Raw genomic sequence first — 25,734 nt, 5'->3', positions numbered from 1 at the left:
GAGGAGGCCGACATGGCCGACACCCACCGGATCCGCTTCGAACCGGTCGACATCGAGATGGACGTCACCGAGGACGACAAGATCCTCGACGCGGCGTTCCGGCAGGGCATCCACCTGATGCACGGCTGCAAGGAGGGGCAGTGCTCCGCCTGCAAGTCGTACGTCCTGGACGGTGACCTGCAGATGGAGCGCTACTCCACGTTCGCGTGCAACGACGCCGAGGTGGCCGAGGGGTACGTGCTGCTGTGCCGGGCGCATGCCTTCAGCGACTGCACGATCGAGCTGCTCAACTACGACGAGGACGAGTTGCTCGGCGGCGTTCCGATCCAGACCGTGACCGCCCGGGTCCTGGTGATCGAACCCGTCACGCGGGACATCGTCTCGCTCCGGATGAAGACGGAGCAGGCGTTCGAGTTCAGGCCGGGTCAGTACGTCGACATCACCATCCCCGGCACCGACGACCACCGCTCGTTCTCGATGGCGACCACCCAGTCGACGCCGGACGAGCTCGAGTTCCTGATCAAGAAGTACCCGGGCGGCCGGTTCTCGGCCCTGCTCGACGGCGAGCTCGCGGTCGGCGACGAACTGTCGCTGACCGGGCCGTACGGCTCGTCGACCCTGAAGGACGGCCATGTGCTGCCGGTCGTCTGCGTGGCCGGCGGGGCCGGGATGGCGCCCATCCTGTCCATCCTGCGGCACCTGCGCGAGACCGGCAGCACTCGTCCGGTCCGCTTCTACTACGGCGCTCGTACGGCGGCCGACCTGTTCTACCTCGAGGCGATCAAGGAACTCGGTGCGGAGCTCACCGGCTTCGAGTTCGTCGCCTGCCTGTCCGAGTCGGCCCTGTCCGAGGCGACTGAGCACACGGACGGGCTGAATGTCGAACAAGGCAACGTCACCGACATCGTCGAGCGGCGGGAGGCCGAGCTGCACCGCAGCGAGGTCTACCTGTGCGGGCCGCCGCCGATGGTCGACGCCGCCCTGGCGTTGCTGGAGGCAAGCAACGTGCCGAAGGACCAGGTCTTCTACGACAAGTTCACCAGCCCAGCGACTACCGATGGAGTCTGAGATGCCAGAAACCAAGCACCGCAGTTTCCCGAAGATCGAGTTCACCGACTCTGAGGCCGGCGCGCTGGAGTTCCCCAGCTCGCAGAGCCGGTCGTACAACTACTACAAGCCGGCCAAGCTGCGCGCGACGATGTACGAGGACGTCACGGTCGACGTGCAGCCCGACCCGGAGCGGCACCTGAGCCAGGGCTGGATCTACGGCTTCGGTGACGGTCCCGGCGGCTACCCGAAGGAGTGGACCGCCGCGAAGTCCTCGAACTGGCACGCCTTCCTCGACCCGAACGAGGAGTGGAACCAGACGATCTACCGGAACAACTCCGCGGTCGTCCGCCAGGTCGACCTCGGCCTGCAGAACGCCAAGCGGGCCCGGGCGTACGACGCCTGGAACCCGGCCTGGCTGAAGTTCGTCGAGCGCAATCTCGGCGCCTGGATGCACGCCGAGAACGGCCTTGCCCTGCACGTGTTCACCAGCATCCAGCGGTCCGGTCCGACGAACATGATCAACACCGCGGTCGCCGTCAACGCCGCCCACAAGATGCGGTTCGCCCAGGACCTCGCCCTGTTCAACCTGGACCTGTCCGAGGCAGACGTACCGTTCGACGGCGCGGCCCACAAGGAGGTCTGGAAGAGCGCGCCGGAGTGGCAGCCGACGCGTGAGGTGGTCGAGCGGCTGACCGCCGTCGGCGACTGGTGCGAGCTGTTGTTCGCCACCAACATCGTGTTCGAGCAGCTGGTCGGGTCGCTCTTCCGCACCGAGCTGGTGATGCAGATCGCGGCCCGCAACGGCGACTACATCACGCCGACCATCGTCGGCACCGGCGAGCACGACTACGACCGCGACCTCGGCTACAGCCGCAACCTGTTCCGGCTGCTGACCCGGGACGCCGAGTTCGGCGAGACCAACAAGGTGCTGTTCGGCGAGTGGCTCGCGACCTGGGTGCCGCGCTGCCTCGACGCTGCGCACGCGCTGCAGCCGATCTGGTCGCAGCCGGCCGACAAGTCGGTCACGTTCGCGGACAGCCTGGACGCGGCCAAGCAGAAGTTCCGTTCCCTGCTCGAGGATCTCGGGCTCGACACTCCGAAGGAGCTGGACCAGTGAGCATGCAGTTCGGATCTGCCGCCGAGTTCTCCAACAAGACCGGTGTGACCCTGATGAACACGCCGATCGGCCGCGTCGTCGCCCAGGTGATGGGCGCCAAGGACGGCGTCGAGCTGACCGAGTATCCGTCGATGATCCGCGTCGACGGCACCGGGTTGCTCGACTTCGACTACGCCGAACTGTCCGACGCGCTCGGGATGGAGTTCGACGGCTCGGTCTTCGAGGAGATCTCCTCCACCCACTACGGCCGGATGGTGCACCTCGACGACAAGACCATCCTGTTCGCCAGCCCCGAGGACGCCGCCGAGTACATCGGTTTCGACCTCACCACGAAGTGAGGCCGCATGTACGAGAAGAACGGTGAGAAGTACTACATCGTCGACGCCCACATCGCGCTGTGGGACGCCCGGGCGGAGAACCAGCGCAACATCCACGGCAAGCAGTTCATCGACTGCTTCTACGACTACCACAAGAACCTCAGCCCCGAAGAGGTCGTCTGGGACTACGACACCTACACGTACTACGGCGAGCAGCGCCTGCTGAAGGACCTGTTCGAGGACGGGTACGTCGACCACGCGATCTTCCAGCCGGCCATCCTGAGCGACTTCTACAAGCGGGGTTTCGGCCAGACCGAGGACGCCCTCGCGCTGACCCGGGCGAACCCCGGCAAGCTCACCTACAACCACGCATGGGACCCGCGCCACGAGGAGGCCGGTCTCGAACAGCTCCGCAAGGACGCCGACCGGATGGGGCTGAAGGGCGTCAAGCTCTACACCGCCGAGTGGCACGGAGACTCCCGCGGCTACAAGCTGGACAGCCCGTGGTCGCGCCGCTATCTCGAGGAGTGCCTGAAGCTCGGGATCAAGAACATCCACGTGCACAAGGGCCCCACCATCCGGCCGCTGGACCGGGACGCGTTCGACGTCGCGGACATCGACCAGGTGGCGACCGACTACACCGACCTGAACTTCATCGTCGAGCACGTCGGCCTGCCCCGGCTGGAGGACTTCTGCTGGATCGCCACCCAGGAGCCCAACGTGTACGGCGGTCTGGCGGTGGCGATGCCGTTCATCCACACCCGGCCGAAGTACTTCGCGCAGATCATCGGGGAGTTGCTCTACTGGATCGGCGAGGACCGGATCCTCTTCTCGTCGGACTACGCGCTCTGGACGCCGAAGTGGCTGGTGGAGAAGTTCGTCGACTTCCAGATCCCGGCGGACCTGACCGAGTACGCGCCGCTGACCGTCGAGCAGAAGAAGAAGATCCTCGGACTGAATGCGGCCGGCCTGTACGACCTCGACGTACCCGAGGAGCTCCGGCTTCCCGCTGACGCCGGATCGCGGGAAGAAGCCGTGGCGTCATGATCACGGTCGCGGTGTCGCTGGAGGCCGGCGTCGCGGCGGCGCTCGCGACGGTCGTCGACCCCGAGCTGGACCAGCCGATCACGGAGCTGGGCTTCGTCCGGTCGGTCCGGATCGACGACGCCGGCGTGACCGTCCATCTGCGGTTGCCGACCTCGTTCTGCGCGCCCAACTTCGCCTACCTGATGGCATCCGACGCGGTCGACGCCCTGCGTCGGGTGCCGGAGGTGGGCACGGTGACGGTACTGCTCGACGATCACCACGACTCGGACAAGATCAACGCCGGTCTGGCCGCGGACGCGGGCTATGTCGGCACGTTCGGATCCGAGGCCGAGCAGAACCTGGACGAGCTGCGCCGGACCTTCCAGCGCAAGGCGCATACCGCGGCGATGGAGCGGTGCGTGATGGCGTTGCTCCGGTCCAGCGGTACCACCGTCGACCAGTTGTCCGGGCTCACCCTCGGCCAGCTGGTCGGTGGTCCGCACAAGGAGGCCCTGCTCCGGCGGCGCACTGACATCGGACTCGGCATCCGGCCCGACGACCTGGTGCTGGTCGACGACGACGGCGTTCCGGTGCCGCCCGAGGCGATACCGATGCGGCTGCGATTCGCGAAGGCGGTCCGGATCTCCGTCGAGGGCAACGCGCACTTCTGCCGCGGCCTGCTTGCCACCCGGTACGACGACGAGCCGGGCGGCCTGATCACCAATACGAGGAGGACGAAATGAGAGCCGTCCAGGTCATCGGCTATCACGAGAAGTTGCAGCTGTCCGACGTACCCGAGCCGAAGGTCACCGGGCCGCTCGACGTCGTCGTCCGGATCGGGGGAGCGGGGGTCTGCCGGACCGACCTGCACATCCTCGAAGGGCAGTGGGCGGAGAAGAGCGGCGTACGGCTCCCGTACACGATCGGCCACGAGAACGCCGGCTGGGTCCACGCGGTCGGCGACGCGGTCACCAACGTGGCGGTCGGCGACAAGGTGATCCTGCATCCACTGATCACCTGCGGACTCTGCCGGGCCTGCCGCTCCGGCGACGACGTGCACTGTGAGGCGAGCAGCTTCCCGGGCATCGACACCGACGGCGGGTACGCGGAGTATCTGCGCACCACCGCCCGGAGCGTCGTACGAATCGACGACTCACTCGAGCCGGCCGATGTTGCGGCGCTCGCGGATGCCGGACTGACCGCGTACCACGCGGCAGCGAAGGCGGCCCGGGCGCTCAGGCCGGGCAACGTCTGCGTGATGATCGGCGCGGGCGGACTGGGGCACATCGGGATCCAGGTGATGAAGGCGATCTCGGCGGCGACCGTGGTCGTTGTCGACCGCAACAAGGCCGCCCTCGACCTGGCCGTCGAGATCGGCGCCGACCACGGAATCGTTGCCGATGGCACCCAGGTCGAGCAGGTCCGGGAGCTGACCGGCGGCGCCGGTGCGGAGGCGGTGATCGACTTCGTCGGCGAGGGCGGCGCCACCGCCGATGGGATCGCGATGCTGCGGCGGGCCGGCAACTACTACGTCGTCGGGTACGGCGAGAACCTCGACGTACCGACGATCGACGTGATCTCGACCGAGATCAACTTCCTCGGGAATCTGGTCGGCTCCTACAACGACCTGCAGGACCTGATGGAGCTCGCGGCCCAGGGCAAGGTCGCGCTGCACACCACGAAGTACCCGCTGGCCGAGTTCCAGCAGGCCATCGACGATCTCGACCACGGCCGGGTCCGCGGCCGGGCGATCCTCATCCCCTAGAAGGAGGCTGACCATGGCGAAGGAACTGCGGTTCAACACGGACGCGCGGCGGTTGCTCGAGTCCGGCGTGAACGCGCTCGCGGACGCGATCAAGGTGACGCTCGGGCCGAAAGGCCGTAACGCGGTGCTGGAGAAGCTGACCGGCCCGCCGACGATCACCAACGACGGCGTCACCATCGCTCGCGAGATCCAGCTGCGCGAACCCTTCGCCAACATGGGCGCGCAGCTGGTCAAGGAAGTCGCGATGAAGACCAACGGGGTGGTCGGCGACGGCACGACCACGGCCACCGTGCTGGCCCAGGCGATGGTCCGCGAAGGCCTCCGTGAGGTCGACGCGGGCGCCAACCCGATGCGGGTCCGGCGCGGGATCGAGCAGACCGTTCCGGTGGTGATCGAGACGCTTCGGGAGTGGGCGGTCGAGGTCCGCGGCCGCGACGAGCTGCGGCACATCGCGACGTTGGCGGCCAGTGACGACGAGGTGATCGGCGCGGTGATCGCGGACGCGGTCGACTGGGTCGGGCGCAACGGCGTCGTCACCACCGAGGAGTCGGACACGCTCGGGATGTCGGTCGAGGTGGTCGACGGCATCGAGTTCGACCACGGCTACGTGTCGGCCTACATGGTGACCGACCGGGAGCGGATGGAGACCGTCTACGACCACCCGGTGATCCTGCTGACGAACAAGAAGATCACCCAGGTGCAGGAGATCATGCCGGCCGTCGAGGTGGCGCAGCGTGCCGAGCGGCCCCTCGTCGTCCTCGCCGAGGAGGTCGACGGGCCGGCGCTGCAACTGCTGGTCGGCGGCAACATGCACAACACGATGCGCTCGGTCGTCGTCCGGGCGCCCGGCTTCGGCCACCGCCGGATCGCCGAGCTGGAGGATCTCGCCACCGCGCTCGGCGGTTCGGTGATCGCGAAGGACACCGGGCTCGACCTGTCCGACGTGAGCCGCGAGCACCTCGGGTCCTGCGACCGGATCACGATCACCGAGGACTCCACGACGATCGTGGGCGGGCACGGGGACGCGTCACTGGTGGAGGCGCGGATCTCCCAGCTGGAGAAGCAGTTCGAGCGAGCCAAGATCGAGGCCGACCAGGACAGCCTGCAGCTGCGGATGGCCCGGCTGGCCGGCAAGGTCGCGGTGATCCGGGTCGGCGGCGCGACCAGCGTCGAGCTGAAGGAGCGGATGCTGCGGGTCGAGGACTCGCTGGCCGCGACCCGGGCCGCGCTCGAGGAAGGTGTGGTGGCCGGCGGCGGGACCGTCCTGGTCCAGGCACAGGCCGTGCTGTCGAAGCTGGAGCTGTCCGGCGACGAGGCCATCGGCCGCGAGGTGGTCCGGCGAGCACTGCCGGAACCGCTGCGGTGGATCGCGATCAACGCCGGGTACGACGGCGACGAGGTGGTGGCGCGGGTCGCCGAGCTGCCGAACGGGCACGGCTTCAACGCGCTCACCGGCCAGTACGCCGACCTCGTGGACGACGCGGTGATCGACCCGCTCAAGGTCACCCGGGCGGCGCTGGAGAGCGCGGCCTCGATCGCGGCGCTGCTGATCACCACCGAGACCGCCGTCGTCGAAGAGATCCTCGGCAACCCCGGCGCGATCATGGCGCCCGGCTTCGGCGATCTCGCCGAGGGCATGGTCCGCCCGTCCAACATCTACTGACAGGAGCGTGCCATGGGCGACCGACGGCATCAGTTGCTGGAGACCTTTCTGCACCGGGTCCTCGGCGTCGGCCTCGACGAGGTGCACGCGGAGGCCGTCGTACTCGCGCAGGGCCTCAGCGACCGGCTCGAGGAGCTGATCGACACCGCCCTCGGATACCCGACGCGGGATCCGCGTGGGGTGCCGATCCCACCCAAGGCGCGCGTGGACGCATGATCGAACCGACCTCGCCGCAGCTCGCTACCGCGGCCCGCACCTTCGGGCTGTTGCTGGCGCCGGTCCGGCTGCATCTGGTCGCACTGGCGAGCTGCGGTGAGTACGACGTCGGCACGCTGGCCGCCCGGGTGGGCGTCAGCGTGCCGACGGCGAGCCAGCACCTGGCCAAGCTGCGACTTGCCGGCCTGGTCAGCGCCCGGCGGGAGGGCCGCCGGCAGTTCTACACCGTCGACGACCCGCACGTGATCGCGCTGGTCGAGCAGATCTTCCAGCACGTCGCCCCCGACGGCTCCCTCGCGCCGGACCCTCCCCGGCAGCAGTCTCTCCCGGACCGGCAGCCGGCGGTCTCCGGTCCGGGAGGCAGTCTCGTCAGCGACTTGGCCGGCCACCGCAGCAGCCGCCGGCAGCGAGCGCCGTCGCCGCAGGCGGCTCCTTGACCGCGGCCTCCACATCGGCGAGCATCCGCTGCCGCGCGGCTGGCGAGATCACCCGGCCGCGCGTGACGACGGAGTGGATCTTCCGGGTGTTCCGGATGTCCGTCAGCGGATCCGCATCCAGTACGACGAGATCCGCGATCTTCCGTGGTTCCACCGAGCCCAGGTCCGCGGTCAGCCCGAGGAACCTGGCCGGCTCGACGGTGGCGGCGTACAGGGCCTGGCGTGGGGTGGCACCGGCCGTCACCAGGTGCTCGAGTTCCTGGTGCAGGGCGAAGCCGGGGACGGAGTACGGCGTACCCGTGTCGGTGCCGGCCAGGATCGGGACATCGTGGGCGAACAGTTCACGGACGAACCGCTCCCGCCACGCCCACATCTGCCGCTGGTGCGAGATCTCCTCGGCGGTCCGGTTGGCGGCGTACAGGTTCTCCATCACGTAGTCGTAGGTGCCGATCGAGTCGGCGCTCAGGTACTTGGCGAGCGCGGGATCGAGCCGGGTGTAGTCGGGTTGGTCGAGGACGTTGTGCATGGTCAGCGTCGGCGTCACCCGGGTGCGGTTGCGACGCAGAGTGCCGAAGACGTCCGCGGCCCGGGCCGGGCTGTAGGTGTTCGCGGCGATCCACTCGATCGGGTGCAGTTGCCGGAACCAGGCGTTGTAGTCGCCGGTGTTCACACTGATCGCGCGGACCATCCGCCGTACCTCGGCCTCGCGAGTGGACACGGACAGGCCGAGCGAGTGTATGTGCTCGATGCTGCGCTGGCCGGCGTTGCTGACCTCCTTCGAGGTGAGCTCGTCGGGTCCGTGGCCGTGGACGGTCAGTCCGACCTTGCGGGCCTCGTCGAGGATGGCGGCGTACGCCAGCTTGTTCAGGCGCGAGTACACCTTGACGAAGTCGGCGCCCTCGGCCTTGACCTGGCGTGCGGCGGATCGCGCGGCGGCCGCGTCGTCGACGACGAGGACGTGCAGGAGATTCGGGTCCCACAGGGTCGGGTCGCCGTCGATGATCTGGCTGGCCACGATCATCCGCGGGCCGACCAGCGTGCCGGCGTCGATCCGGTCGCGCCAGTCGTAGAGCATCGGGTTGGAGGCGGCCATCTCGCGGACCATGGTCAGGCCGTTGGCCAGGTACAGCGGGGGAGACACCCGCTCGTCGCCGAGGCTGTGGACGTGCATGTCGGCGAGTCCCGGGATGACGTACTTGCCGGTCGCGTCGATCACGGTCGCGCCGCGCGGGACGGGGAGCCGGCCGACGCCGATGATCCGGTCGCCGCCGATCAGCACGGTCTGGTTGCGATCCCCCCGGCCGGTGGCGACGTCGATGACGGTGGCGTTGATGAGGGCGGTGAGTTGCTTTTGGGGCTTTGCCGAGGCTGTGGAGGTGCTTGTCGAGAACGAGCCACCGGCGATCACGGCGGCGCCGGCGGCGGTACGGGCGAGGAACTGACGGCGAGAACTGTTCATGCCCCTCACTATTCTCGCCGGGCGCGCGCCGGTCAGGGGTTACAGGCAGCCGGTCCCCGGTAGGGAAATGTCTACCTCGGCACGTACTCTTGGTGGCTGTCATGCGTACTTATGAGGTCCGCACCTACGGGTGCCAGATGAACGTCCACGACTCCGAGCGGCTCCGCGGCCTGCTGGAGGACGCGGGTTATGTCCGCGCGCCCGAGGGCGACCAGGCCGATGTGGTCGTCTTCAACACCTGCGCGGTCCGGGAGAACGCCGACAACAAGCTGTACGGCAACCTCGGCCACCTGGCGCCGGTGAAGGCGAAGAAGCCCGACCTGCAGATCGCCGTCGGCGGTTGCCTGGCGCAGAAGGACAAGGCGTCGATCGTCCGCAAGGCGCCGTGGGTCGACGTGGTCTTCGGGACGCACAACATCGGCTCGCTGCCGGTGCTGCTGGAGCGGGCGCGGGTGGAGCAGGAGTCGCAGGTCGAGATCCTCGAGTCGCTCGAGGTCTTCCCGTCGACACTGCCGACCCGCCGCGAATCGCCGTACTCGGCCTGGGTGTCGGTGAGCGTCGGCTGCAACAACACCTGCACGTTCTGCATCGTGCCGGCGCTGCGCGGCCGGGAGAAGGACCGGCGGCCGGGCGACGTCCTGGCCGAGGTCGAGGCGCTGGTCGCCGAGGGCGTCCTCGAGGTGACCCTGCTCGGCCAGAACGTGAACTCGTACGGCGTCGAGTTCGGCGATCGTTACGCGTTCTCGAAGCTGCTCCGTGCGTGCGGCGGGATCGACGGCCTGGAGCGGGTCCGGTTCACGTCGCCGCATCCGCGGGACTTCACCGCGGACGTGATCGAGGCGATGGCCGAGACGCCGAACGTGATGCCCTCGCTGCACATGCCGCTGCAGTCCGGTTCGGACCGTGTTCTGAAAGCGATGCGGCGCTCGTACCGGCGTGATCGGTACCTTCGCATCATCGAAGACGTCCGGGCGGCGATGCCGGATGCCGCCATCACGACCGACATCATCGTCGGGTTCCCGGGGGAGACCGAGGAGGACTTCCAGGGCACGCTCGACGTGGTGCGGCAGGCGCGGTTCGCGGGGGCGTTCACCTTCCAGTACTCCAAGCGTCCTGGTACGCCGGCTGAGTCGATGGAGGATCAGGTCCCGCGCGACGTCGTCCAGGGTCGCTACGAGCGGCTGGTCGCGTTGCAGGACGACGTGGCCTGGGACGAGAACAAGGCGATCGTCGGTCGGTCGCTCGAGGTGCTCGTCGCCGAGGGGGAGGGGCGCAAGGACGCCGCGACCCATCGGCTCAGCGGGCGGGCCCGCGACAACCGCCTCGTCCACTTCGCGCTCCCCGAAGGCGTCGACACGCCACGGCCGGGCGACCTGGCCACGGTCGAGGTCACCTACGCCGCCCCCCACCACCTGGTCGCGGACGTCTTCGGCGCCGTACGTCATACTCGCGCCGGCGACGCGTGGGAACGCGCGCAGGACGCACCGGCCGCTACACCTGGAGTGATGTTGGGCATGCCAACGATCGGAGCCACGCCCCTCGAACCGGCAGCCGGCGGCTGCCAGGCCGGATGACGGGCCGGCCGGGCGGGGGGTCTCCCCTCGTGCCACCCGACGCGGAGCCGTTTGCCGCGGGGCGAGACGCGGACATCTTCTCGATCGACGACCAGTGGGTCCTGCGGCGCTACCGCGACGGGTACCCGGTGCGCGACGAGGCGGAGTTCATGCGGCACCTCGCGAAGTACGACTACCCGGTGCCGGCGGTCCGTGAGATCGACGGTCCGGACATCGTCATCCAGCGACTCGACGGTCCGACCCTCGGCGACGCGGCGATCGCCGGTGAGGTCACTGCGACGGAGGTCGGCGAGATCCACGCCGATCTGCATCGCCGCCTGCAGGCGATTCCCGCACCCAGCGGTGCGCCGGGCCAGGTCGTGATCCACGGAGATCTGCACCCGCTCAACGTGATCGCGACCGCCCGTGGTCCGGTCGTCATCGACTGGCGCAACGCCAGGGAAGGCACACCCGAGTACGACATTGCGATGTCCGCGATCATCTTCGCCCAGGTCGCGCTCGACCCCGCCTTCGAAGCACTCTCGCCGTTGTTGCGCGAAGCCCTCGCCACCTACCTCGCGAACTCCATCGACCCGACCTCCGGCCTGCCCGCCGCACTCCAGGTCCGCGGCAGCAACCCGACCCTCACGCCCGCGGAACTAGCGCTGCTGCCCGCGCAGGAAGAGCTCATCCGCTCACTCCTCTAGCGCCACGCCTGGTGGGCTGGGACACCCGGTTGCGGGCGGAGACAGGCAATAGCTTGTCTCCGCCCACCAGAAGGCGTCCCAACTCCCGACAGTTGGCTGCCGAGGCTAGGCGTTCAGGAACTGTGACGGGTTCAGCGCGCGGGTGACGATCCGGAGCTCGCCGAGGTGGCCGGCGAATGCCTGCTCGATCACGTTGGCGTAGTGGTTCGCGCCCAGCAGCCACGGTTTGCCGGCAGTCGCGAGCCCGTTGGACGACGTCGATCGTGTTCCGGGCCAGGTCGAAGTGGTAGAGCCGGATCATGCCGGACCCGCCGTAGTACCGGTCCTGATAGTTGGTCAGGTGCAGGTGCAGGTGCAGGTGCAGGTGCAGGTCGTGGCCGGTGGCGTTCTGCCGGACCACCCGGCCGGGCGGCCGCCAATCCATTGCCAGCAGCAACCACTGCCGTCCGGCCGCCCGGAACACGTGGTACGAGTTGTACCGGTTCGCCGTCGAGCCGCTCAGCGGCGCCGGGTCCCCCCGGTCCTGATCGAACTGATACTGCGTATCCGGTACGACGGCCAGCGTGAAGCGCGGGTGCTCGGTGTCGATCCGTCCCGCCGTCTTGCTCGCCGTACCGGCCGCAACTGCTGCCGTCGAGCCGCGGCCGGATGCCGCGGCATTCCCGGTGGTGAGAGGCGAACCCTGGAAGCAGAATTCAGAACCCGTGCGCGATCACGGCAGGCAGTCCGTCACCGGCGATCCCCGCCAGCACCCGAGCCTCATGCGGCACCACCGGATCGGGCAACTTATCCAACGAGAACCAGTCCAACCCATCCGCCTTGTCCGGCTCCATCAACCGAGGCTCACCCGACCACCGAGTCGTCGTGAAGAAGAAGTCCACCCGCTCATCAATCGGATCCCCGTTCCCGCCGGTCCGATGCATCGCGGTCACCGGCACGAGATCACCCGGATCGATCTCCACCCCAACCTCTTCCCGAACCTCCCGCACCGCGGCCGCAACCGCCGACTCTCCCCGCTCCACATGCCCAGCCGGCACCGCCCAATACCCATCCATATAGCCGGTATTGGCCCGCAGCATCATCAACACCTCGTCCCCCCGCCGCAACACCACATAAGCCGCCGGCACCACCCGAAACCGATCCATACCCCAGACCCTAATAGCCCCCACCGACACCCGTTTCACCACGGCAAGGACACCGCGAAAGGGCACGCCTCCGGCGCGACTGTTCTTTCGGCCGCCTCCGGCGGCGCGCACACTGTGGACACGGATCACCGCGATCGGCGAATCAACTCGGGCGCGCGGCCACGTCCCACTGGGGAGTTGGGGCCAGCTGTTCGCCAGCCGCCGCAGGCTTCGGAGTCACCGTCGTAGCGGTCTCCTACCAAGCAGTCTCCCTTGCACGGCGTCCGCTACGTCCCCGTCACCGGCCACCAACTCACCCTCCAACTCGCCTGGTCCGCCGACAACACCAACACCACCCTCCCCGCCTTCTTACAAACCGCCCGCCAAACAACCCAGCTCCGGAGTTAGCCAGTAGAAAAACAGTTGGCTCGCTCGACCGGGTGATCGTGTAGAACCACGTGCATGGTTCTTCCGACTGAAGTCGTTGCGCCCGAGAGGATCGAAGTCCGTGATGGCCACCGCCTTGCGGTGCGGCGTCGTGGGGATGGCGGCGTACCGCTGCTGCTCATCCACGGGTTCCCGTGCACGAGTCGCATTTGGTCGCACAACATCGTCCCGCTGGCCGAGGCGGGCTTCGACGTCGTCGCGCCGGACCTGCGCGGGTACGGCGACTCCGACTTCGCACCGGATGACTTCTACGACCTCAACGCGTTCAACACCGACCTGACCGCCTTGTTCGACAAGCTCGGCTGGGATCGCGCAGTCATCGCCGGGCACGATCTGGGCGCGATGATCGCCGTCGACATGGCCAACCGCCACCCCGACCGGGTGGACCGCTTGGTGATCCTGGACGACTCCATGCCCGACCTGGCCGAGACGTTCGCAGCGGCGGGCATCCCGCCGAGCCGGCCCAAACCCGCCGTCTACGACTACCACCGCCTCCAAGGGCGCCACGCCGACGCCTTGGTCGCAGACCTCAACACCCCCGAACAGCGGCGGCGTTACATAGCTGAGTTCTACGGACATCGCCTGTGGTGTCCGCCCGATGCCTTCGGCGAAGACGATTTGGCCTTCCTGACCGAGCCGTACGGCGACGCGGACCGCCTGCGCGCCTCTTTCGCCGACTACGAGGTCGTCATGGGCACCCGGCCACTGTCGGCCCCAGAAATGCTCGACCGCCCGGTCCAGCAGCGCGCCCTGGTACTGATCGGCGCCGACCAGGTAACCATCGGCGACCACGCCGAGCAGCGATGCGCACTCGCCTTCCCGGAAGCAGTCGGCCCCTTCTGGGTCAAGGGCGCCGGCCACTTCATGCCCTGGGAGCGCCCCGAAACAGTCAACCGAGCCATCCACTCCTTCTGCGGCGACCTCCTAGCGACCGCCGCCACGCGCCCCGGCGCTCACATCTGAACCTCCTCCGAGCACCACAGCCCTGCTCGTCATTCGCCGCTGACGAGTTCCACTCGGCTTGGCAGGGGGAGTGCGGCTACTGCCGCGTCACGCAGGGTTGGGGCGGTAGTCCGGAGTGACCGCCAGCCCGAAGCCGGTCCTGGCGGCCAGGTGCGGGGTTCACCCCTCATCTGGTCCCTTCACCCCCGGTATGCGGTGGGTAGAAGGGTGCACTTGCGAGGTTCTCCCCTTAAATTGACCGGGGCGGAAGACAAGTGCGGTAACGACCTCGACGTTTCGTGGCGAGGCACGAGCTTGCCCGGTGCATCGGCCAGCAGACCGCCAGTTGCTCCCCCTCCGCTCGTTATCGGCCCGGTATTTGTTCATGCCGGTTCGCCTTCCTTCGGAACGACTTAGCTGCGCCGATCACGACGGCTCGTGTTGTGGCGCGCGCCCTTCTAGCTAAGCTGTTTCGCCGATTTGCGGTGGTCCGTGTCACCGGTGTGCGCGCCGCCGAAGGCGGTACAGAACGGCCGCCGCCGAAGGCGGTGTCCAATGCCGGCCGGGCGCTTCCATGGGTTTCCGCGCCGAGTGCGCCATCCGTGTCAGCGGTTCGCGGCGCCGCCGGAGGCGGCCAGAAGAGTTGGCGCTGCGAAGCGGTGTCCTTTGGGCGGTGTTCACCCCTGGACATGACGAAAGGGCCGCAAGGGGGTTTCCCTTGCGGCCCTTCGGGTGGTGATCAGGCGGGCTGGTTCGGGCCGTCCGGGATGTCGTCGTTCTGGCCGTCGAGGCCGTCCAGGCCATCCTTGGCCTTCTCGACACCCTGGGCGATCTTGTCGCCGTACTTGCCGCCCGTCTTCTCGTCGACGAAGTCACCGGCCTTGTCGAGACCCTCGCCAACCTTGTCGCCGTGCTGGTCGACCAGGTCGCCGGCCTTTTCCTTCAGGCCCTCGGCCTTGCCCTTGAACTTGTCGAAGATGCCCATCTCCGGGCTCCCATTCCTGCGTAGTTAAGTGCTTACAGACAGCTTGCGGCGATCTTCGCACCTGCAACGCCAGAACTGTGGGATCTCCGCGAGTGCCATGCGGACGGCCCGGAGTCGGACCGAGACTCAGACGCCGTCGCCAGACGGCTCCGACTCTACGTCACCACCGCTGTCTTCACCCTCGTCGCCAGTGGACTCGACGTCTCCACCACTGAACTCGACGTCGCCGCCACTCCTGGACTCGACGTCGCCGCCGCTGCGCTTGAATTCGACGTCGCCGCCACTCTTCGCGGCGAACTCATCGGCCTCGTCGCCCAGCCCCAACTTCTCCTTGGCCGCGTCGGACTCTTCCTCGAACGGATTCGACACTGGTTTCCTCCCGTAGACGTAATGCGATCTGCAGTGTTCCTACCGAACTTTCCGGGTCAACCACAAGGCCAGTCCTGCCCTTTTGGCCGAGTCTTCATAAGGACCCTGACCGGGGCGGCGGGGCGGGGGAGGAAAGAACCCTGACGGGGGCGGCGGGGCGGGGGAGGAGACAACCCTGACCGGGGCGGCGGGGCGGGGGAGGAGACAACACTGTCAGACTGGAGCGATGCCCGATCCACTCGTCGTCGCGGTCGTCGGTCCCACCGCCGCCGGCAAGTCCGACCTGTCCGTTGCCTTGTGCAAGCGCCTCGGCGGCGAGGTGGTGAACGCGGACGCGATGCAGGTCTATCGCGGCATGGACATCGGTACGGCGAAGATCAGTACGACGGAGCGCGACGGCGTACCGCATCACCTGCTGGACATCCTCGATGTCACCGAGACCGCAACCGTCGCCGAGTTCCAGCAGCTCGCGCGGCAAGCGATCGACGACTGCATCAACCGCGGCAAGGTCCCGGTGCTCGCAGGCGGTTCCGCGCTGTACATCCGCGCGATCCTCGACGACTTCGTCTTCCCCGGCACCGACCCCACCGTTCGCGCCCGCCTGGAAGCCGAGCTGGCAGACAAGGGCTCCAGGGCACTGCACGAGAAGCTGACGCAGATCGACCCGAAGGCGGCCGAACAGATCCTGCCCAGCAACGGCCGGCGGATCGTCCGGGCCCTCGAGGTCGTCGAGATCACCGGCGGCCCGTACGTCGCGACCCTGCCCGAGCATCGGTACGTGTATCCGGGTGCGGTCCAGCTCGGTCTCGACGTACCGCGACCGGAGCTGGACGAGCGGATCGGGCGGCGGGTGGACCGGATGTTCGACGCCGGATTCGCCGACGAGGTGCGAGGTCTGCTGAACAAGGGTTTGATTGAGGGGAAGACGGCCAACCGGGCGCTCGGCTACTCGCAGGTGATCGCGTTGCTGAACGGTGAGATCGACGAGGTGGAGGCGCGGGAGCGGACCGCGCAGGCCACGCGTCGCTTCGCGCGCCGGCAGGACTCGTGGTTCCGTAAGGACCAACGAATCAGTTGGCTGCCGTACGACGCCCCCGATCTGCTGGAGAAGGCACTCGAAGTGATAGCCGAAGGCAACCGGAAGCCGAGCAGCGGCGTAGTCGGGGTGGAAGAAGGCCCGAGTCATCAATCAGGGGCCGTCGATGCGAGGGGGTGACCGTGAGGCCGAGTTCCGCGAGTACCTGCTCGCGGACCGCACCCGACTGATGAGGACGGCTCTCCTGCTGACCGCGGGGGACGTACACACCGCCGAAGATCTGGTCCAGACCGCCTGCACGCGGGTCTACGTGCACTGGCACCGGATCAAGCACGAAGGCGCCGGCCCGTATGCGCACCGCATCCTGGTCAACGCCTTCCTGGACGAGCGTCGCCGCGCCGGCCGCCACCCCGAGGTGGTGACGGCGGAGACGCTCGAGCCGCGGCTGTCCGACGACGCGGACCCGGTGGACACCCTGGCCGTGCGCGGGGCGTTGCTGGATCTCGCGCCGCGGCAGCGGGCGGTGCTGGTCCTGCGGTACTTCCAGGATCTCGACGTGGCCACCTGCGCGCGGATCCTGGAGTGCACCGAGGGGACCGTGAAGAGCCAGACGGCGAAGGCGTTGAAGCGTCTGAAAGAACTGATGTCCGAGGAAACGGATCGTACGACGGGGAGTAGTTGAGAACACGGTGGACGAGGTCAAGAGGCTGTTGGAGGGGTTCGCGGATACTGCGGCCGATGGGTTGCCGGACGCGGACATCGAGGCGGACGTCGCCCGCGGCCGGCGCGCGCTCCGCCGGATCAAGCGCCGGCGCCGGGTCACCGGACTCCTGTGCGTGGCCGCCGTGTCGGCCGCTGTCCTTGCGGTCGGCAACCAGGTGAAGTGGTGGGGGACCGGCGGCAGCACCGAGGTCGCGGGCGGATCGGGCGAGCCGGAGACCGCCGCCGCGAGTACGACCCCCTCGACAGCCCGACCCGCTCCAGCCAAGAGCGGCGAGACGATGTCCATGTTCGGCGCGACCGTGGCGGAACTGGTGGCGAACAACAAGCCCTGGCGCACGATCGACTGTGCGCTCGCGCCGAAGGGCTGGACCGCCGAGACCCCGATCACCGCCGGCCGCGTAGTACTCTCGCAGCCGGAGATGCGGACCGCGGACACCGCCGCCAAGATCGTGCTGCAGGCAGCTCCACAGGCGCGCAGTCTGATGTCGGTCCGGGTCACCGACGGGGCCGGCAAGACCTTCCACATCGGCACTCTCGACGGCCGGCTGACCGGCCAGGTGAAGCTCGCCGACAAGTGGCTGCTGGTCCAGCTCCCGAGCGGCACCGTGGAGTGGCCCGACGACGTCCTGCGCCAGTTCATGGACTCCTGCGCCATCAAGTAGGCGCGCCTCGAGTGGCGCACAGCCTCGCCGTGGGATAGGCAAGGGCTTGACCCTGTCGCCGACGCCCCGCGGGAGAACTCGTGAAGAAGCTGGTCGCATCTCTGTCTGCAGGTGCCCTTCTCCTGTCCGGTCTGAGTGCGAGCGGAGCCGTCGCGAGCCCGCCGGACCAGAGCCCGGTCAGACAACCGACCGCGGTCGGGTTCGGCGGCGCGGTGTCGTCGGTCGACCCGAACGCGACCAAGATCGGCCTCGACGTACTGCGGCGTGGCGGCAACGCGGTCGACGCCGCGGTGGCCACAGCCGCCGCCCTCGGGGTGACCGAGCCGTACTCCGCCGGTGTCGGCGGTGGCGGGTACTTCGTCTACTACAACGCCAAGAAACACAAGGTGTTCACGATCGACGGCCGCGAGACCGCACCCGCGGACATGCCGTCGGACGCGTTCATGAACAAGGCGACGGGTCAGCCATACCCCTTCGCGCAGCTGGTGACCTCTGGTGTGTCGATCGGTGTGCCGGGCACGCTGGCGACCTGGGACAGCGCGCTGCGGCAGTGGGGTTCGCTGCCGCTCGGCAAGGCGCTGACTCCGGCCGCCGACCTGGCCGATCGCGGCTTCGTGGTCGACCCGACGTTCCGGCTCCAGACGCTCGAGAACAAGGACCGGTTCGCGCAGGTCGTGCCGACGGCCAAGCTGTTCCTGCCCAACGGCGACGCGCCGCAGGTCGGGTCGGTGTTCAAGAACCCGGAGCTCGCCGACACCTACCGCCTGATCGCCAAGCAGGGCGCGTCGGTGTTCTACCGCGGTCCGCTGGCCGACGAGATGGCCGCCGTGGCCGAGAACCCACCGAAGACCGCCGACGCCACGCTGCCGTTCTTCAGCGGATACCTCGCCACGGGCGACCTGGCGAAGTACAAGGCGATCGACCGCCAACCGACCAGCGTTCGGTACGACGGCCTGGACGTGTACGGCATGCCGCCGTCGTCATCCGGCGGCATCACCGTCGGTGAGGCGCTCAACATCCTGCAGCCGCAGCACCTGAGGCAGCAGAGCACCACGCAGGCGCTGCACACCTACCTCGAGGCCTCCGCGCTGGCCTTCGCAGATCGCGGTGCGTACATCGGTGATCCGGCGTACGTCGACGTACCGCAGAAGGAACTGTTGTCACCGGGCTTCGGCGCCGAGCGGTCGTGCTTGATCGACCCGCAGAAGGCCGCGGTCAAGCCGGTGCCGGCAGGCTCGCCGGACGGCAAGTACTCGCCGTGCGCGCAGGGCACGACCGCCGAGCAGCGGCCGGACACCGAAGGCCGTTCGACCACGCACCTGGTCACCGCGGACAAGTGGGGCAACGTCGTCTCCTACACGCTGACGATCGAGCAGACCGGTGGCAGCGGCATCACGGTCCCCGGACGCGGGTTCCTGCTGAACAACGAACTGACCGACTTCTCCGCGGTCCCTGACCCCAAGGACCCGAACATCGTGGCGGCCGGCAAGCGGCCACGGTCCTCGATGTCGCCGACGATCGTGCTGCGCGGCGGCAAGCCGTACATCGCGATCGGATCGCCCGGCGGCTCGACGATCATCACGACCGTCCTGCAGACGCTGACGAACCGGCTCGACCGTGGCATGACCCTGCCGGAGGCGATCGCCGCACCGCGCGCGTCCCAGCGCAACACTGCGTCGGTCACCGCCGAACAGTCCTTCATCGACACCTACGGTTCGGCGCTCGCGCCGTACGGCCACACCTTCACGCCGGCGGGTGCTCCCGGGAGCTCGGCGGCCGAGATCGGAGCAGTCGCGGCGCTGGAGTTCCTGCCCGGCGGCGCGATCCTGGCGGCCGCGGAGCCGACCCGCCGAGGCGGCGGATCCGCGGGAACTGTCCGGCCCTGACCGACCCGTTGCGTCCGAAGATGTGAGGGCTATAGACCACGGATCTTCGGACGCAAGGGGTGTTCTGGCGCTAGAGCGAGGTGATGATCGCGGCGACCAGGTCGGCTCGTTCGGCCAGGCTCGCCGCGATCACCTGTTCGTGGACAGCGTGGGCGCCTTGACCCAGCGGCCCCAGGCCGTCCAGCGTCGGAATCCCGAGCCAGCCGGTCAGATTGGTGTCGGCGGCCCCTGAAGCCGCCGCTCCATCGACTTCCTGGCCAACAGACCGTCCGGCTGCGATCACCTTCCCCAGCAACTCGTCGGTCGCCGGCGACGGCTGCCAGGCCGGGCGATTCGACATCACACGCACCTGAATCTCCGCGTTCGCACGCACCGGCTCGAGACCGGTCACCGCGTCGAGTACCGCCCGCTCGGTCTCCGGATCGACGAACCGGAAGCCGATATCGGCCGCCGCAAACCCCGGTACGACGTTCGTCCGGCCGCCTCCGGTGATCGTGCCGACATTGCACAACACCTCGGCGTACCTGCTGACCACTGCGCGGACGAGGATCAACTGGTCGACGAGTTCGTCGATCGCGGAGACGCCGCTGTCGGGGTCGAGGGCGGCGTGTGCTTCGCGGCCGGTGACCTCGATCCGGACCCGGGTGCTGCCCCAGCGCGATGTCTTGAGGTCACCGTTCGGATGCGGTGGCTCGAGGCCGAAGGCGGCGTACACCCCGGCCGACTCGGCGGTGACGAGATCGCGAGCCGAGGGGGAGCCGATCTCCTCGTCGGCGACCACCACGACACGCACCGGACGGTGGTCGAGGTCGGCGACCTGTTCGAGCGCCGTTTCCAGGACGACGAGTCCGCCCTTCATGTCGAAGACACCGGGACCGTGGATGACGCCGTCCTGCTCACGCCAGGGCATCGCGTCCCACAGTTGCCCGACCGGCCAGACGGTGTCGTGGTGCCCGAGGAAGAGCAGCGGCGCCTCCGCGGCCCGCGGCCCCCGGCCGGGGAAGTCGGCAACGATGTGGTCACCGGTCGGTGCTGCGACGCGACGGGCGGTCCCGCCCAGCTCGCGATACCGGGCCAGGAGCCGGTCGGCGAACGCGTTCAGAGCCTGGCTGTCACCGGTCGGCGTCTCGTGCCCGACGTACTCCCGAAGACGATCTGCGGTCATAGATAGAGAACGTATCATCATTCGGGCATCGGTTGACTCGGTTGTTCTGAACAGATTAACTCCGGTTATCTGATACGTATCTTCGAGAGGAGTGGCCGGTGCACGACAGTTTCCGGACCGTCTCGCTCACCACCGGTGCGCAGTACGCCGAGGCCTCGTCGCTGTACCGCGAGGTGTTCGGCTACCAGCAGCCGGACTACGGGCTGAACCCGCGACTCCTCGGTGCGCTGGCGGGCAACGGCGGCTCGGTCGTCGGTGTGCTGGACGAGGCGGATCGGCTCGTTGCCTTCGCCTACGGCTTCTGTGGCACCGACGGCCGCGGCTTCTACCACTACTCGCAGTCGGCCGTGGTCGCCGCGGGACAGCAGGGGCGCGGCCTGGGCCGACGGTTGAAGCATGCGCAGCGCGAAGTGGCCCTCGGTTCCGGTATGACGCGGATGCGCTGGACCTACGATCCGTTCCAGATCCGCAACGGGCACTTCAACCTGGATGTGCTCGGCGCCCGCGGCCGCTGGTACGTCCCGGACATGTACGGCCCCGGCACCGACCGGGTGGTCGTCGAGTGGGATCTGACCCGCGAACCCGAGCCCACGGAAGTGGCCGCTCAGCTGGTCCTGCCGGCCGAGGTCACGGACGAGGTCCGGCAGGTGTGGCGAGACAGTTTCGTGGAGTTGTTCGGCAAGGGCCTCGCCGCGGTGTCGTGCCGCCGTCGCCCCGACGGGACTGCCGGCTACGACTTCGGACCGGTGGACGATGACTGAAGAGGCCCGCAACCGCGAACTGGCCAGCCCGCACCAGCGGTACGACGCCCGCCTGCAGAGGCGATCGTCGACCCAGTTGCAGCGCCGCGTCGTCGAGCAGGAACGCGCCTCGATCGAGCAGGCACTCGACCGGATCCTGGCCGACGACTCGATCGCCCAGGCGGCAGCCCGGATCGTGGCCGCCCGCCGCCGGTTCATCATCGGCTCGGCGAAGTCGTTCTCCTACGCCTCGCTGCTCGCCTTCGACCTCAGCGCCGGCCTGTCCCAGGTCACGCTGATCGACGGCACGGTCGTCCGCGGTGTCGACGTACTGTCCGACGTTCGGTCCAACGACCTGATGGTCGCGTTCTCGCTGCGCCGCTACCGCCGCGACACCGTGGAGATCGCCCGCGCCTTCGTCGAGGCCGGCGGTGAGCTCGTCGCCGTCACGGACTTCGAGGACGCGCCGCTGGCGAAGATCGCGAACCAGAGCATCTACGTCGCCACCGGGAGTGCGTCGTACGTCGATTCGCCCACGGTGGTGGCGTCCGTGCTGCACGTGCTGGCGACCCTGACCACGGCGAGCGCGAAGGGCGCGCGCCGGCGGCTGGGAGAGCGCGACCGCCTGAACACGGAGCTGGGACTGTATGTCAACTGACCTGAAGATCACCGCTGCCCGGCTGCACCGGGTGCGGATGCCGCTGGTGCACGCGTTCCGCACCAGCTCGCACCGTAAGACGTTTCTCGATCACATCCTGGTCGAGCTGGAGGACGCGTCCGGAGCTGTCGGCTGGGGCGAGATCGCTTCACCGTCCGATCCGTACTACGCCCCGGAGACGGTCGAGACCTGCTGGCAGATCGCCGAGCATTACCTCTTGCCGGCCGTGCTCGGTCAGCAGTGGCAACACCCGGAGCAGGTCTCGCGATTGTGGGCGAAGGTCCGCGGCAACCAGTTCGCCAAGGCAGGTGTGGATGTCGCGGCCTGGGTGTTGTGGTCGGCCGTGCGGGGAGTGCCGTTGGCCGAGGCGCTCGGCGGGACCCGGACCGAGGTGGTCGCCGGGGTCTCACTCGGGATCGAGCCGACGATCGACGACCTGCTGGCCGAGGTCGAGCGGCAGGTCGCGGCCGGCTATCCGCGAGTGAAGCTGAAGATCGCGCCCGGCTGGGACGTCGAGCCGGTGCGAGCGGTGCGCGCCGCCTACCCGGAGCTCGACCTCCATGTCGATGCCAACGGCATCTATTCCGGGAACGACCTGGACTACCTGCGGGCCCTGGACGAGTTCGGCCTGACGATGATCGAGCAGCCGTTCGCGCCGCGGAACCTGCTGGATCACGCCCGCCTGCAGCGACAGGTGGCGACCCCGATCTGCTTGGACGAGAGCATCGAGACGCTCGACGACCTCGAGACCGCCGTATCCGTCGGGGCGTTGAAGGTGCTCAACATCAAGGTCTCGCGGATGGGCGGACTGACGACAGCCCGCGCCGCGCACGACCGCGCGCAGCAGGCCGGGATCCCGGTCTGGTGCGGGGGCATGCACGAGTTCGGCGTCGGCCGCGCGGCCAACGTCGCGCTCTCCAGCCTGCCCGGTTTCTCCCTCCCGTCGGACGTGTCCGCCTCGGGCAAGTACTACGCCCAGGACGTCATCACCCCTCCGGTGACCGCGTCCCGAGGTGTCGTCCAGGTGCCGACGGGACCAGGTCTGGGTCACGCGCTCGACACCGACCTGATCGCCGCGAACACCGTGGCCACGCTCGCTCTCTGACAGAACAGGACCCTTGGATGAGTCAGGACCTACGCACGGACGCCCCGGCGAACGCTTACCAGACGAAGCTCGCGACCGGCCGTCGACACTGGCTGAACGCGATCGCCGCGATCGGGTTGCTGGCGTCGGTCGTCGCCGGGCTGCTCACGGACGGCCCGACGTTGTGGGGCCTGCTGCCGGTCGTGCTGTACGCCGTCTTGTGCCTGCTGGGCATGGACATCGTCGTCGGTACCGTCACCTCGGTGCTGTCCGGCATTCTGATCGTCGGGCTGAGCCCGATCGAGACCGGCACGTTGCTGGGTAAGTCGCTGGCCGACTCGGTCACGGCGATCGGCCTGATCATCGTGCTGGGCGCCGGCGTCGGCGAGGTGCTCAGGGTCACCGGCGTGGCGACGACGATCGTGTCGGGCGTGATGCGCGTCGCCGGGGATCGCAGCCGGGTCGCGGTCGTCGTCGGTGTGATGGTGTCGTGCCTGGCCCTGGTCGCCAGCCTCGGCACGCTGGCCGGTGCGCTCGCCATCGCGGCGCCGATCGTGCTGCCGATCACCGCGCGGCTGGGCTACACCCGCGCGGCGACCGCCTCGATGATCTTCATCGGCGGCTGCGCCGGCCTCACGGTCGCGCCGTTCGCGGGATCGAACGTCGCGATCATGACCGCGGCCGACGTCAACTACCTGACCTACCTCGGGTACGGCGCCGGTCCGCTGGCCGTGCTGTCTCTGGTGCTGGGCCCGTTCGTGGTGGCCTACATCCAGTGCTGCTGTTCGCGTCGAAGGCGGACACGTACGGGCCGTTCCCGAACGCCAACATGGTCGGTGCGATGGGCCTGGCCCGGTCCTCGGACCTGAAGAGCATGCTCATCACCGGCTGGATGATGCTGGTGCCCGCCTGCGTCATGTACGCCGGGATCCTGCTGGTGACGACATGATCGCGATCACCGGCGGACTCGTCCTGGACGGCACCGGGACAGAGCCGGTTGCGGCGACGGTAGTGGTCGACGGTGACCGGATCGCCGATGTCCTGCCGCCCACCTCGCAGCCGGCCGACGCCGAGGTGATCGATGCCGCAGGCAACATCGTGGCGCCGGGCTTCATCGACCTGCACTCGCACGCGGACTTCAGTGTGCGTACGTCGCCCGGGGCGACCACCCAACTGCATCAGGGTGTGACCACCCTGGTCACCGGGAACTGCGGCTGGTCCCCGTTCCCGATCACGGACCTGGAGTCCATGCGGACCGGTACGGCGTTCCTCGACCCGCAGCACGACTGGTCGTGGCGGGACACTGGCGAGTTCGCCGCATCCCTGGAGCCCGCTGCCGTGAACGTCGCGCTCCAGGTCGGCCACTCGGCGCTGAGGATCGCGGCGATGGGCAACGCGGAGCGGGCGCCGTCACCGGACGAGCTGCGGACGATGCAAGACCTGCTGCGCATCGCCGCGGAGCAAGGCGCTGTGGGCTTCTCGACCGGCTTGATCTACGCGCCGGGTGCCTACGCGGAGTCGTCCGAAGTCGCCGCCCTGGTGGCGACCGCGGCCGACTGCGGGCTGCTCTACTCGACCCACATCCGCAACGAAGGCGCGGGTCTGCTCAGCGCATTGGACGAGGCGATGACCGCGGCAAGGGCAGCCGGCGCAAGACTCGAGGTCTCGCACCTGAAGGCCGTCGGCGAACGAAACCACGGTCTGGTCAGCACGGCGCTCGAACGCCTCGACCAGGCCCGCGCAGATGGTCTGGACGTCACCTGGGACGTCTACCCCTACACAGCCTCCAGTACGACGCTCACCGCCCGGCTGCCCACTTGGGCGATGGACGGCGGCACGCAAGGTCTCCTGGCCAGGCTCGCCGATCGGACCGAACGCGAGCGGATCGCCGCCGCTCTCCGCACCGGTGACCTGTTCGATCCGGACGCGGTCGTGATCGCCTCGGTGCCACCCGGCCGGTACGAGGACTGTCGCGGCCTCAGCCTCGCGGAGATCGCCCGGCGCGACGAGGTGGACGCGGCCGAAGCCGCACTGAGGGTGCTCGAGCACCACCGGGCCGCGGTCAGTGTGGTCAACCACGCGATGAGCGAGGACGACCTCGTGACCGTGCTGCAGCACCCGTGCACGAGCGTCGCGAGCGACGGCTGGATCCTCGACGCCACCGGGCCCGGCCACCCGCATCCGCGCAACTTCGGCACATTCCCCCGGGTCCTCGGCCGGTACGCGCGGGACCTCGGCGTACTCTCCCTGCCCGAGGCGATCCACCGGATGACCTCACTGCCCGCGTCCCGGCTGGGTTTCTCCGACCGCGGTGTGATCAAACCCGGTGCCGTCGCCGACCTCGTCGTACTCGACCCATCGCGAGTCGCCGACAGGTCGACGTACGACGATCCCTGGCAACTGTCCGTCGGCATCGAGCACCTGCTTGTCGGGGGTCAGCAGGTGCTGACCGACAGCGTACCGACGGGTAAGCGGCCGGGGCGCGTCCTCAGTTGACGCGCTGTCCCCGGGTTCGCCCTCCCAGCGGACGTGTCCGCCGCGGAGAAGTACTACGCCCGGGACCGGCGGCCAACCCTTTGGAGGCGAGGTAATCGATGCCACAG

Annotated in this window: 26 protein-coding genes; 21 read left to right on the top strand and 5 right to left on the bottom strand. The window is 68.5% G+C overall.

Annotated elements, in window-relative coordinates:
- The first annotated feature begins 12 nt into the window (after positions 1 to 12).
- From OG555_RS41510 to OG555_RS41470, 9 genes are read left to right on the top strand one after another with little or no spacing between them, the layout of a single operon-like run.
- Positions 13 to 1,068: an FAD-binding oxidoreductase gene (locus OG555_RS41510; RefSeq protein ID WP_329479480.1), complete on the top strand. Its 1,056-nt coding sequence runs from the start codon at positions 13 to 15 to the stop codon at positions 1,066 to 1,068.
- Between the two features lies 1 nt (position 1,069).
- The gene (locus OG555_RS41505) at positions 1,070 to 2,167 is read left to right on the top strand and encodes an aromatic/alkene monooxygenase hydroxylase subunit beta (RefSeq protein ID WP_329479478.1); all 1,098 of its coding nucleotides are present in this window, start codon (positions 1,070 to 1,072) and stop codon (positions 2,165 to 2,167) included.
- Positions 2,168 to 2,169: 2 nt separating this feature from the next.
- Positions 2,170 to 2,505, top strand: a complete 336-nt coding sequence (gene mimD / locus OG555_RS41500; protein WP_328526967.1) for a propane 2-monooxygenase effector subunit MimD — start codon at positions 2,170 to 2,172, stop codon at positions 2,503 to 2,505.
- A gap of 6 nt (positions 2,506 to 2,511) precedes the next feature.
- On the top strand, positions 2,512 to 3,531 hold the full coding sequence (locus tag OG555_RS41495; RefSeq protein WP_329479476.1) for an amidohydrolase family protein: 1,020 nt from the start codon (positions 2,512 to 2,514) through the stop codon (positions 3,529 to 3,531).
- Positions 3,528 to 4,253, top strand: a complete 726-nt coding sequence (locus OG555_RS41490) for an iron-sulfur cluster assembly protein (RefSeq protein WP_329479474.1) — start codon at positions 3,528 to 3,530, stop codon at positions 4,251 to 4,253. Before OG555_RS41495 ends, OG555_RS41490 begins: the two co-directional genes overlap by 4 nt.
- Positions 4,250 to 5,275, top strand: a complete 1,026-nt coding sequence (locus OG555_RS41485; RefSeq protein WP_329479471.1) for an NAD(P)-dependent alcohol dehydrogenase — start codon at positions 4,250 to 4,252, stop codon at positions 5,273 to 5,275. The genes OG555_RS41490 and OG555_RS41485 overlap by 4 nt, the downstream gene beginning before the upstream one ends.
- 13 nt (positions 5,276 to 5,288) lie before the next feature.
- A complete protein-coding gene (groL, locus tag OG555_RS41480; protein WP_329479469.1) occupies positions 5,289 to 6,938 on the top strand; it encodes a chaperonin GroEL in 1,650 nt (549 codons plus the stop codon).
- A gap of 12 nt (positions 6,939 to 6,950) precedes the next feature.
- Entirely contained in the window at positions 6,951 to 7,154 is a 204-nt protein-coding gene (locus tag OG555_RS41475) for an iron dependent repressor, metal binding and dimerization domain protein (protein WP_329479467.1), read from the top strand.
- Positions 7,151 to 7,591 (top strand): ArsR/SmtB family transcription factor, encoded by a 441-nt coding sequence (locus OG555_RS41470; RefSeq protein ID WP_329479465.1) that lies wholly within the window; start codon positions 7,151 to 7,153, stop codon positions 7,589 to 7,591. The genes OG555_RS41475 and OG555_RS41470 overlap by 4 nt, the downstream gene beginning before the upstream one ends.
- On the opposite strand, the gene OG555_RS41465 is transcribed toward OG555_RS41470, so the two are convergent.
- Complete coding sequence (locus OG555_RS41465) at positions 7,524 to 9,050, bottom strand: amidohydrolase family protein (protein WP_329479463.1); 1,527 nt, start codon at positions 9,048 to 9,050, stop codon at positions 7,524 to 7,526. The two genes, OG555_RS41470 and OG555_RS41465, sit on opposite strands and share 68 nt — an antisense overlap.
- Positions 9,051 to 9,151: 101 nt before the next feature.
- On the opposite strand from OG555_RS41465, the gene miaB reads away from it, so the two are divergent.
- Both miaB and OG555_RS41455 read left to right on the top strand, forming a co-directional pair.
- Positions 9,152 to 10,624: a tRNA (N6-isopentenyl adenosine(37)-C2)-methylthiotransferase MiaB gene (gene miaB, locus OG555_RS41460; RefSeq protein ID WP_329479461.1), complete on the top strand. Its 1,473-nt coding sequence runs from the start codon at positions 9,152 to 9,154 to the stop codon at positions 10,622 to 10,624.
- Positions 10,625 to 10,653: 29 nt separating this feature from the next.
- Positions 10,654 to 11,310 (top strand): phosphotransferase, encoded by a 657-nt coding sequence (locus tag OG555_RS41455; RefSeq protein ID WP_329479459.1) that lies wholly within the window; start codon positions 10,654 to 10,656, stop codon positions 11,308 to 11,310.
- 695 nt (positions 11,311 to 12,005) lie between these two features.
- Here OG555_RS41455 and OG555_RS41450 read toward each other — a convergent pair.
- Entirely contained in the window at positions 12,006 to 12,497 is a 492-nt protein-coding gene (locus tag OG555_RS41450) for an NUDIX hydrolase (RefSeq protein ID WP_329479457.1), read from the bottom strand.
- A gap of 465 nt (positions 12,498 to 12,962) precedes the next feature.
- Here OG555_RS41450 and OG555_RS41445 point away from each other — a divergent pair, with 465 nt between their 5' ends.
- Positions 12,963 to 13,844, top strand: coding sequence for an alpha/beta fold hydrolase (locus tag OG555_RS41445; protein WP_329479455.1), 882 nt, complete (start codon positions 12,963 to 12,965; stop codon positions 13,842 to 13,844).
- Positions 13,845 to 14,562: 718 nt separating this feature from the next.
- Here the strand turns inward: OG555_RS41445 and OG555_RS41440 are convergent.
- Both OG555_RS41440 and OG555_RS41435 read right to left on the bottom strand, forming a co-directional pair.
- On the bottom strand, positions 14,563 to 14,808 hold the full coding sequence (locus tag OG555_RS41440) for an antitoxin (protein ID WP_329479453.1): 246 nt from the start codon (positions 14,806 to 14,808) through the stop codon (positions 14,563 to 14,565).
- Between the two features lie 126 nt (positions 14,809 to 14,934).
- Positions 14,935 to 15,177, bottom strand: coding sequence for a hypothetical protein (locus OG555_RS41435; protein WP_328519508.1), 243 nt, complete (start codon positions 15,175 to 15,177; stop codon positions 14,935 to 14,937).
- Between the two features lie 226 nt (positions 15,178 to 15,403).
- On the opposite strand from OG555_RS41435, the gene miaA reads away from it, so the two are divergent.
- The 4 genes from miaA (at position 15,404) to ggt (ending at position 19,484) form a co-directional block, all read left to right on the top strand.
- Entirely contained in the window at positions 15,404 to 16,393 is a 990-nt protein-coding gene (gene miaA, locus OG555_RS41430; RefSeq protein ID WP_329479451.1) for a tRNA (adenosine(37)-N6)-dimethylallyltransferase MiaA, read from the top strand.
- Positions 16,380 to 16,895 carry a SigE family RNA polymerase sigma factor gene (locus OG555_RS41425; RefSeq protein WP_329479449.1) on the top strand — a complete coding sequence of 172 codons (516 nt, stop codon included), beginning with the start codon at positions 16,380 to 16,382 and terminating at the stop codon, positions 16,893 to 16,895. Before miaA ends, OG555_RS41425 begins: the two co-directional genes overlap by 14 nt.
- A gap of 7 nt (positions 16,896 to 16,902) precedes the next feature.
- Positions 16,903 to 17,598 carry a hypothetical protein gene (locus tag OG555_RS41420; protein ID WP_329479447.1) on the top strand — a complete coding sequence of 232 codons (696 nt, stop codon included), beginning with the start codon at positions 16,903 to 16,905 and terminating at the stop codon, positions 17,596 to 17,598.
- A gap of 80 nt (positions 17,599 to 17,678) precedes the next feature.
- Positions 17,679 to 19,484, top strand: coding sequence for a gamma-glutamyltransferase (ggt, locus tag OG555_RS41415; protein WP_329479446.1), 1,806 nt, complete (start codon positions 17,679 to 17,681; stop codon positions 19,482 to 19,484).
- Between the two features lie 70 nt (positions 19,485 to 19,554).
- Here ggt and OG555_RS41410 read toward each other — a convergent pair whose 3' ends face one another.
- Positions 19,555 to 20,649, bottom strand: a complete 1,095-nt coding sequence (locus OG555_RS41410) for a M20/M25/M40 family metallo-hydrolase (protein ID WP_329479444.1) — start codon at positions 20,647 to 20,649, stop codon at positions 19,555 to 19,557.
- A gap of 98 nt (positions 20,650 to 20,747) precedes the next feature.
- On the opposite strand from OG555_RS41410, the gene OG555_RS41405 reads away from it, so the two are divergent.
- The 5 genes from OG555_RS41405 (at position 20,748) to OG555_RS41385 (ending at position 25,627) form a co-directional block, all read left to right on the top strand.
- Complete coding sequence (locus OG555_RS41405; RefSeq protein ID WP_329479442.1) at positions 20,748 to 21,410, top strand: hypothetical protein; 663 nt, start codon at positions 20,748 to 20,750, stop codon at positions 21,408 to 21,410.
- Entirely contained in the window at positions 21,403 to 22,047 is a 645-nt protein-coding gene (locus OG555_RS41400) for a MurR/RpiR family transcriptional regulator (RefSeq protein ID WP_329479440.1), read from the top strand. The genes OG555_RS41405 and OG555_RS41400 overlap by 8 nt, the downstream gene beginning before the upstream one ends.
- Positions 22,037 to 23,152: an o-succinylbenzoate synthase gene (gene menC / locus OG555_RS41395; RefSeq protein ID WP_329479438.1), complete on the top strand. Its 1,116-nt coding sequence runs from the start codon at positions 22,037 to 22,039 to the stop codon at positions 23,150 to 23,152. Before OG555_RS41400 ends, menC begins: the two co-directional genes overlap by 11 nt.
- A 17-nt stretch (positions 23,153 to 23,169) precedes the next feature.
- Complete coding sequence (locus OG555_RS41390; protein WP_329479436.1) at positions 23,170 to 24,000, top strand: Na+/H+ antiporter NhaC family protein; 831 nt, start codon at positions 23,170 to 23,172, stop codon at positions 23,998 to 24,000.
- Between the two features lie 76 nt (positions 24,001 to 24,076).
- Positions 24,077 to 25,627, top strand: a complete 1,551-nt coding sequence (locus OG555_RS41385; RefSeq protein ID WP_329479434.1) for an N-acyl-D-amino-acid deacylase family protein — start codon at positions 24,077 to 24,079, stop codon at positions 25,625 to 25,627.
- Positions 25,628 to 25,734 lie beyond the last annotated feature (107 nt).

It is taken from the genome of Kribbella sp. NBC_01484, assembly GCF_036227145.1.
GTDB lineage: Bacteria > Actinomycetota > Actinomycetes > Propionibacteriales > Kribbellaceae > Kribbella.
Note: the sequence above shows the minus strand (reverse complement) of the source record. Positions and strands in the feature narration are given on the sequence as shown.

Coding starts and splice junctions, on each gene's coding strand:
- miaA (WP_329479451.1), top strand. CDS start 15,404: ATGCCCGATCCACTCGTCGTCGCGGTCGTCGGTCCCACCGCCGCCGGC.
- OG555_RS41475 (WP_329479467.1), top strand. CDS start 6,951: ATGGGCGACCGACGGCATCAGTTGCTGGAGACCTTTCTGCACCGGGTC.
- OG555_RS41505 (WP_329479478.1), top strand. CDS start 1,070: ATGCCAGAAACCAAGCACCGCAGTTTCCCGAAGATCGAGTTCACCGAC.
- OG555_RS41390 (WP_329479436.1), top strand. CDS start 23,170: ATGAGTCAGGACCTACGCACGGACGCCCCGGCGAACGCTTACCAGACG.
- OG555_RS41470 (WP_329479465.1), top strand. CDS start 7,151: ATGATCGAACCGACCTCGCCGCAGCTCGCTACCGCGGCCCGCACCTTC.
- miaB (WP_329479461.1), top strand. CDS start 9,152: ATGCGTACTTATGAGGTCCGCACCTACGGGTGCCAGATGAACGTCCAC.
- OG555_RS41425 (WP_329479449.1), top strand. CDS start 16,380: ATGCGAGGGGGTGACCGTGAGGCCGAGTTCCGCGAGTACCTGCTCGCG.
- OG555_RS41510 (WP_329479480.1), top strand. CDS start 13: ATGGCCGACACCCACCGGATCCGCTTCGAACCGGTCGACATCGAGATG.
- OG555_RS41465 (WP_329479463.1), bottom strand. CDS start 9,050: ATGAACAGTTCTCGCCGTCAGTTCCTCGCCCGTACCGCCGCCGGCGCC.
- OG555_RS41440 (WP_329479453.1), bottom strand. CDS start 14,808: ATGGGCATCTTCGACAAGTTCAAGGGCAAGGCCGAGGGCCTGAAGGAA.
- OG555_RS41495 (WP_329479476.1), top strand. CDS start 2,512: ATGTACGAGAAGAACGGTGAGAAGTACTACATCGTCGACGCCCACATC.
- OG555_RS41400 (WP_329479440.1), top strand. CDS start 21,403: ATGACTGAAGAGGCCCGCAACCGCGAACTGGCCAGCCCGCACCAGCGG.
- OG555_RS41410 (WP_329479444.1), bottom strand. CDS start 20,649: ATGACCGCAGATCGTCTTCGGGAGTACGTCGGGCACGAGACGCCGACC.
- OG555_RS41490 (WP_329479474.1), top strand. CDS start 3,528: ATGATCACGGTCGCGGTGTCGCTGGAGGCCGGCGTCGCGGCGGCGCTC.
- mimD (WP_328526967.1), top strand. CDS start 2,170: ATGCAGTTCGGATCTGCCGCCGAGTTCTCCAACAAGACCGGTGTGACC.
- OG555_RS41485 (WP_329479471.1), top strand. CDS start 4,250: ATGAGAGCCGTCCAGGTCATCGGCTATCACGAGAAGTTGCAGCTGTCC.
- OG555_RS41385 (WP_329479434.1), top strand. CDS start 24,077: ATGATCGCGATCACCGGCGGACTCGTCCTGGACGGCACCGGGACAGAG.
- menC (WP_329479438.1), top strand. CDS start 22,037: ATGTCAACTGACCTGAAGATCACCGCTGCCCGGCTGCACCGGGTGCGG.
- groL (WP_329479469.1), top strand. CDS start 5,289: ATGGCGAAGGAACTGCGGTTCAACACGGACGCGCGGCGGTTGCTCGAG.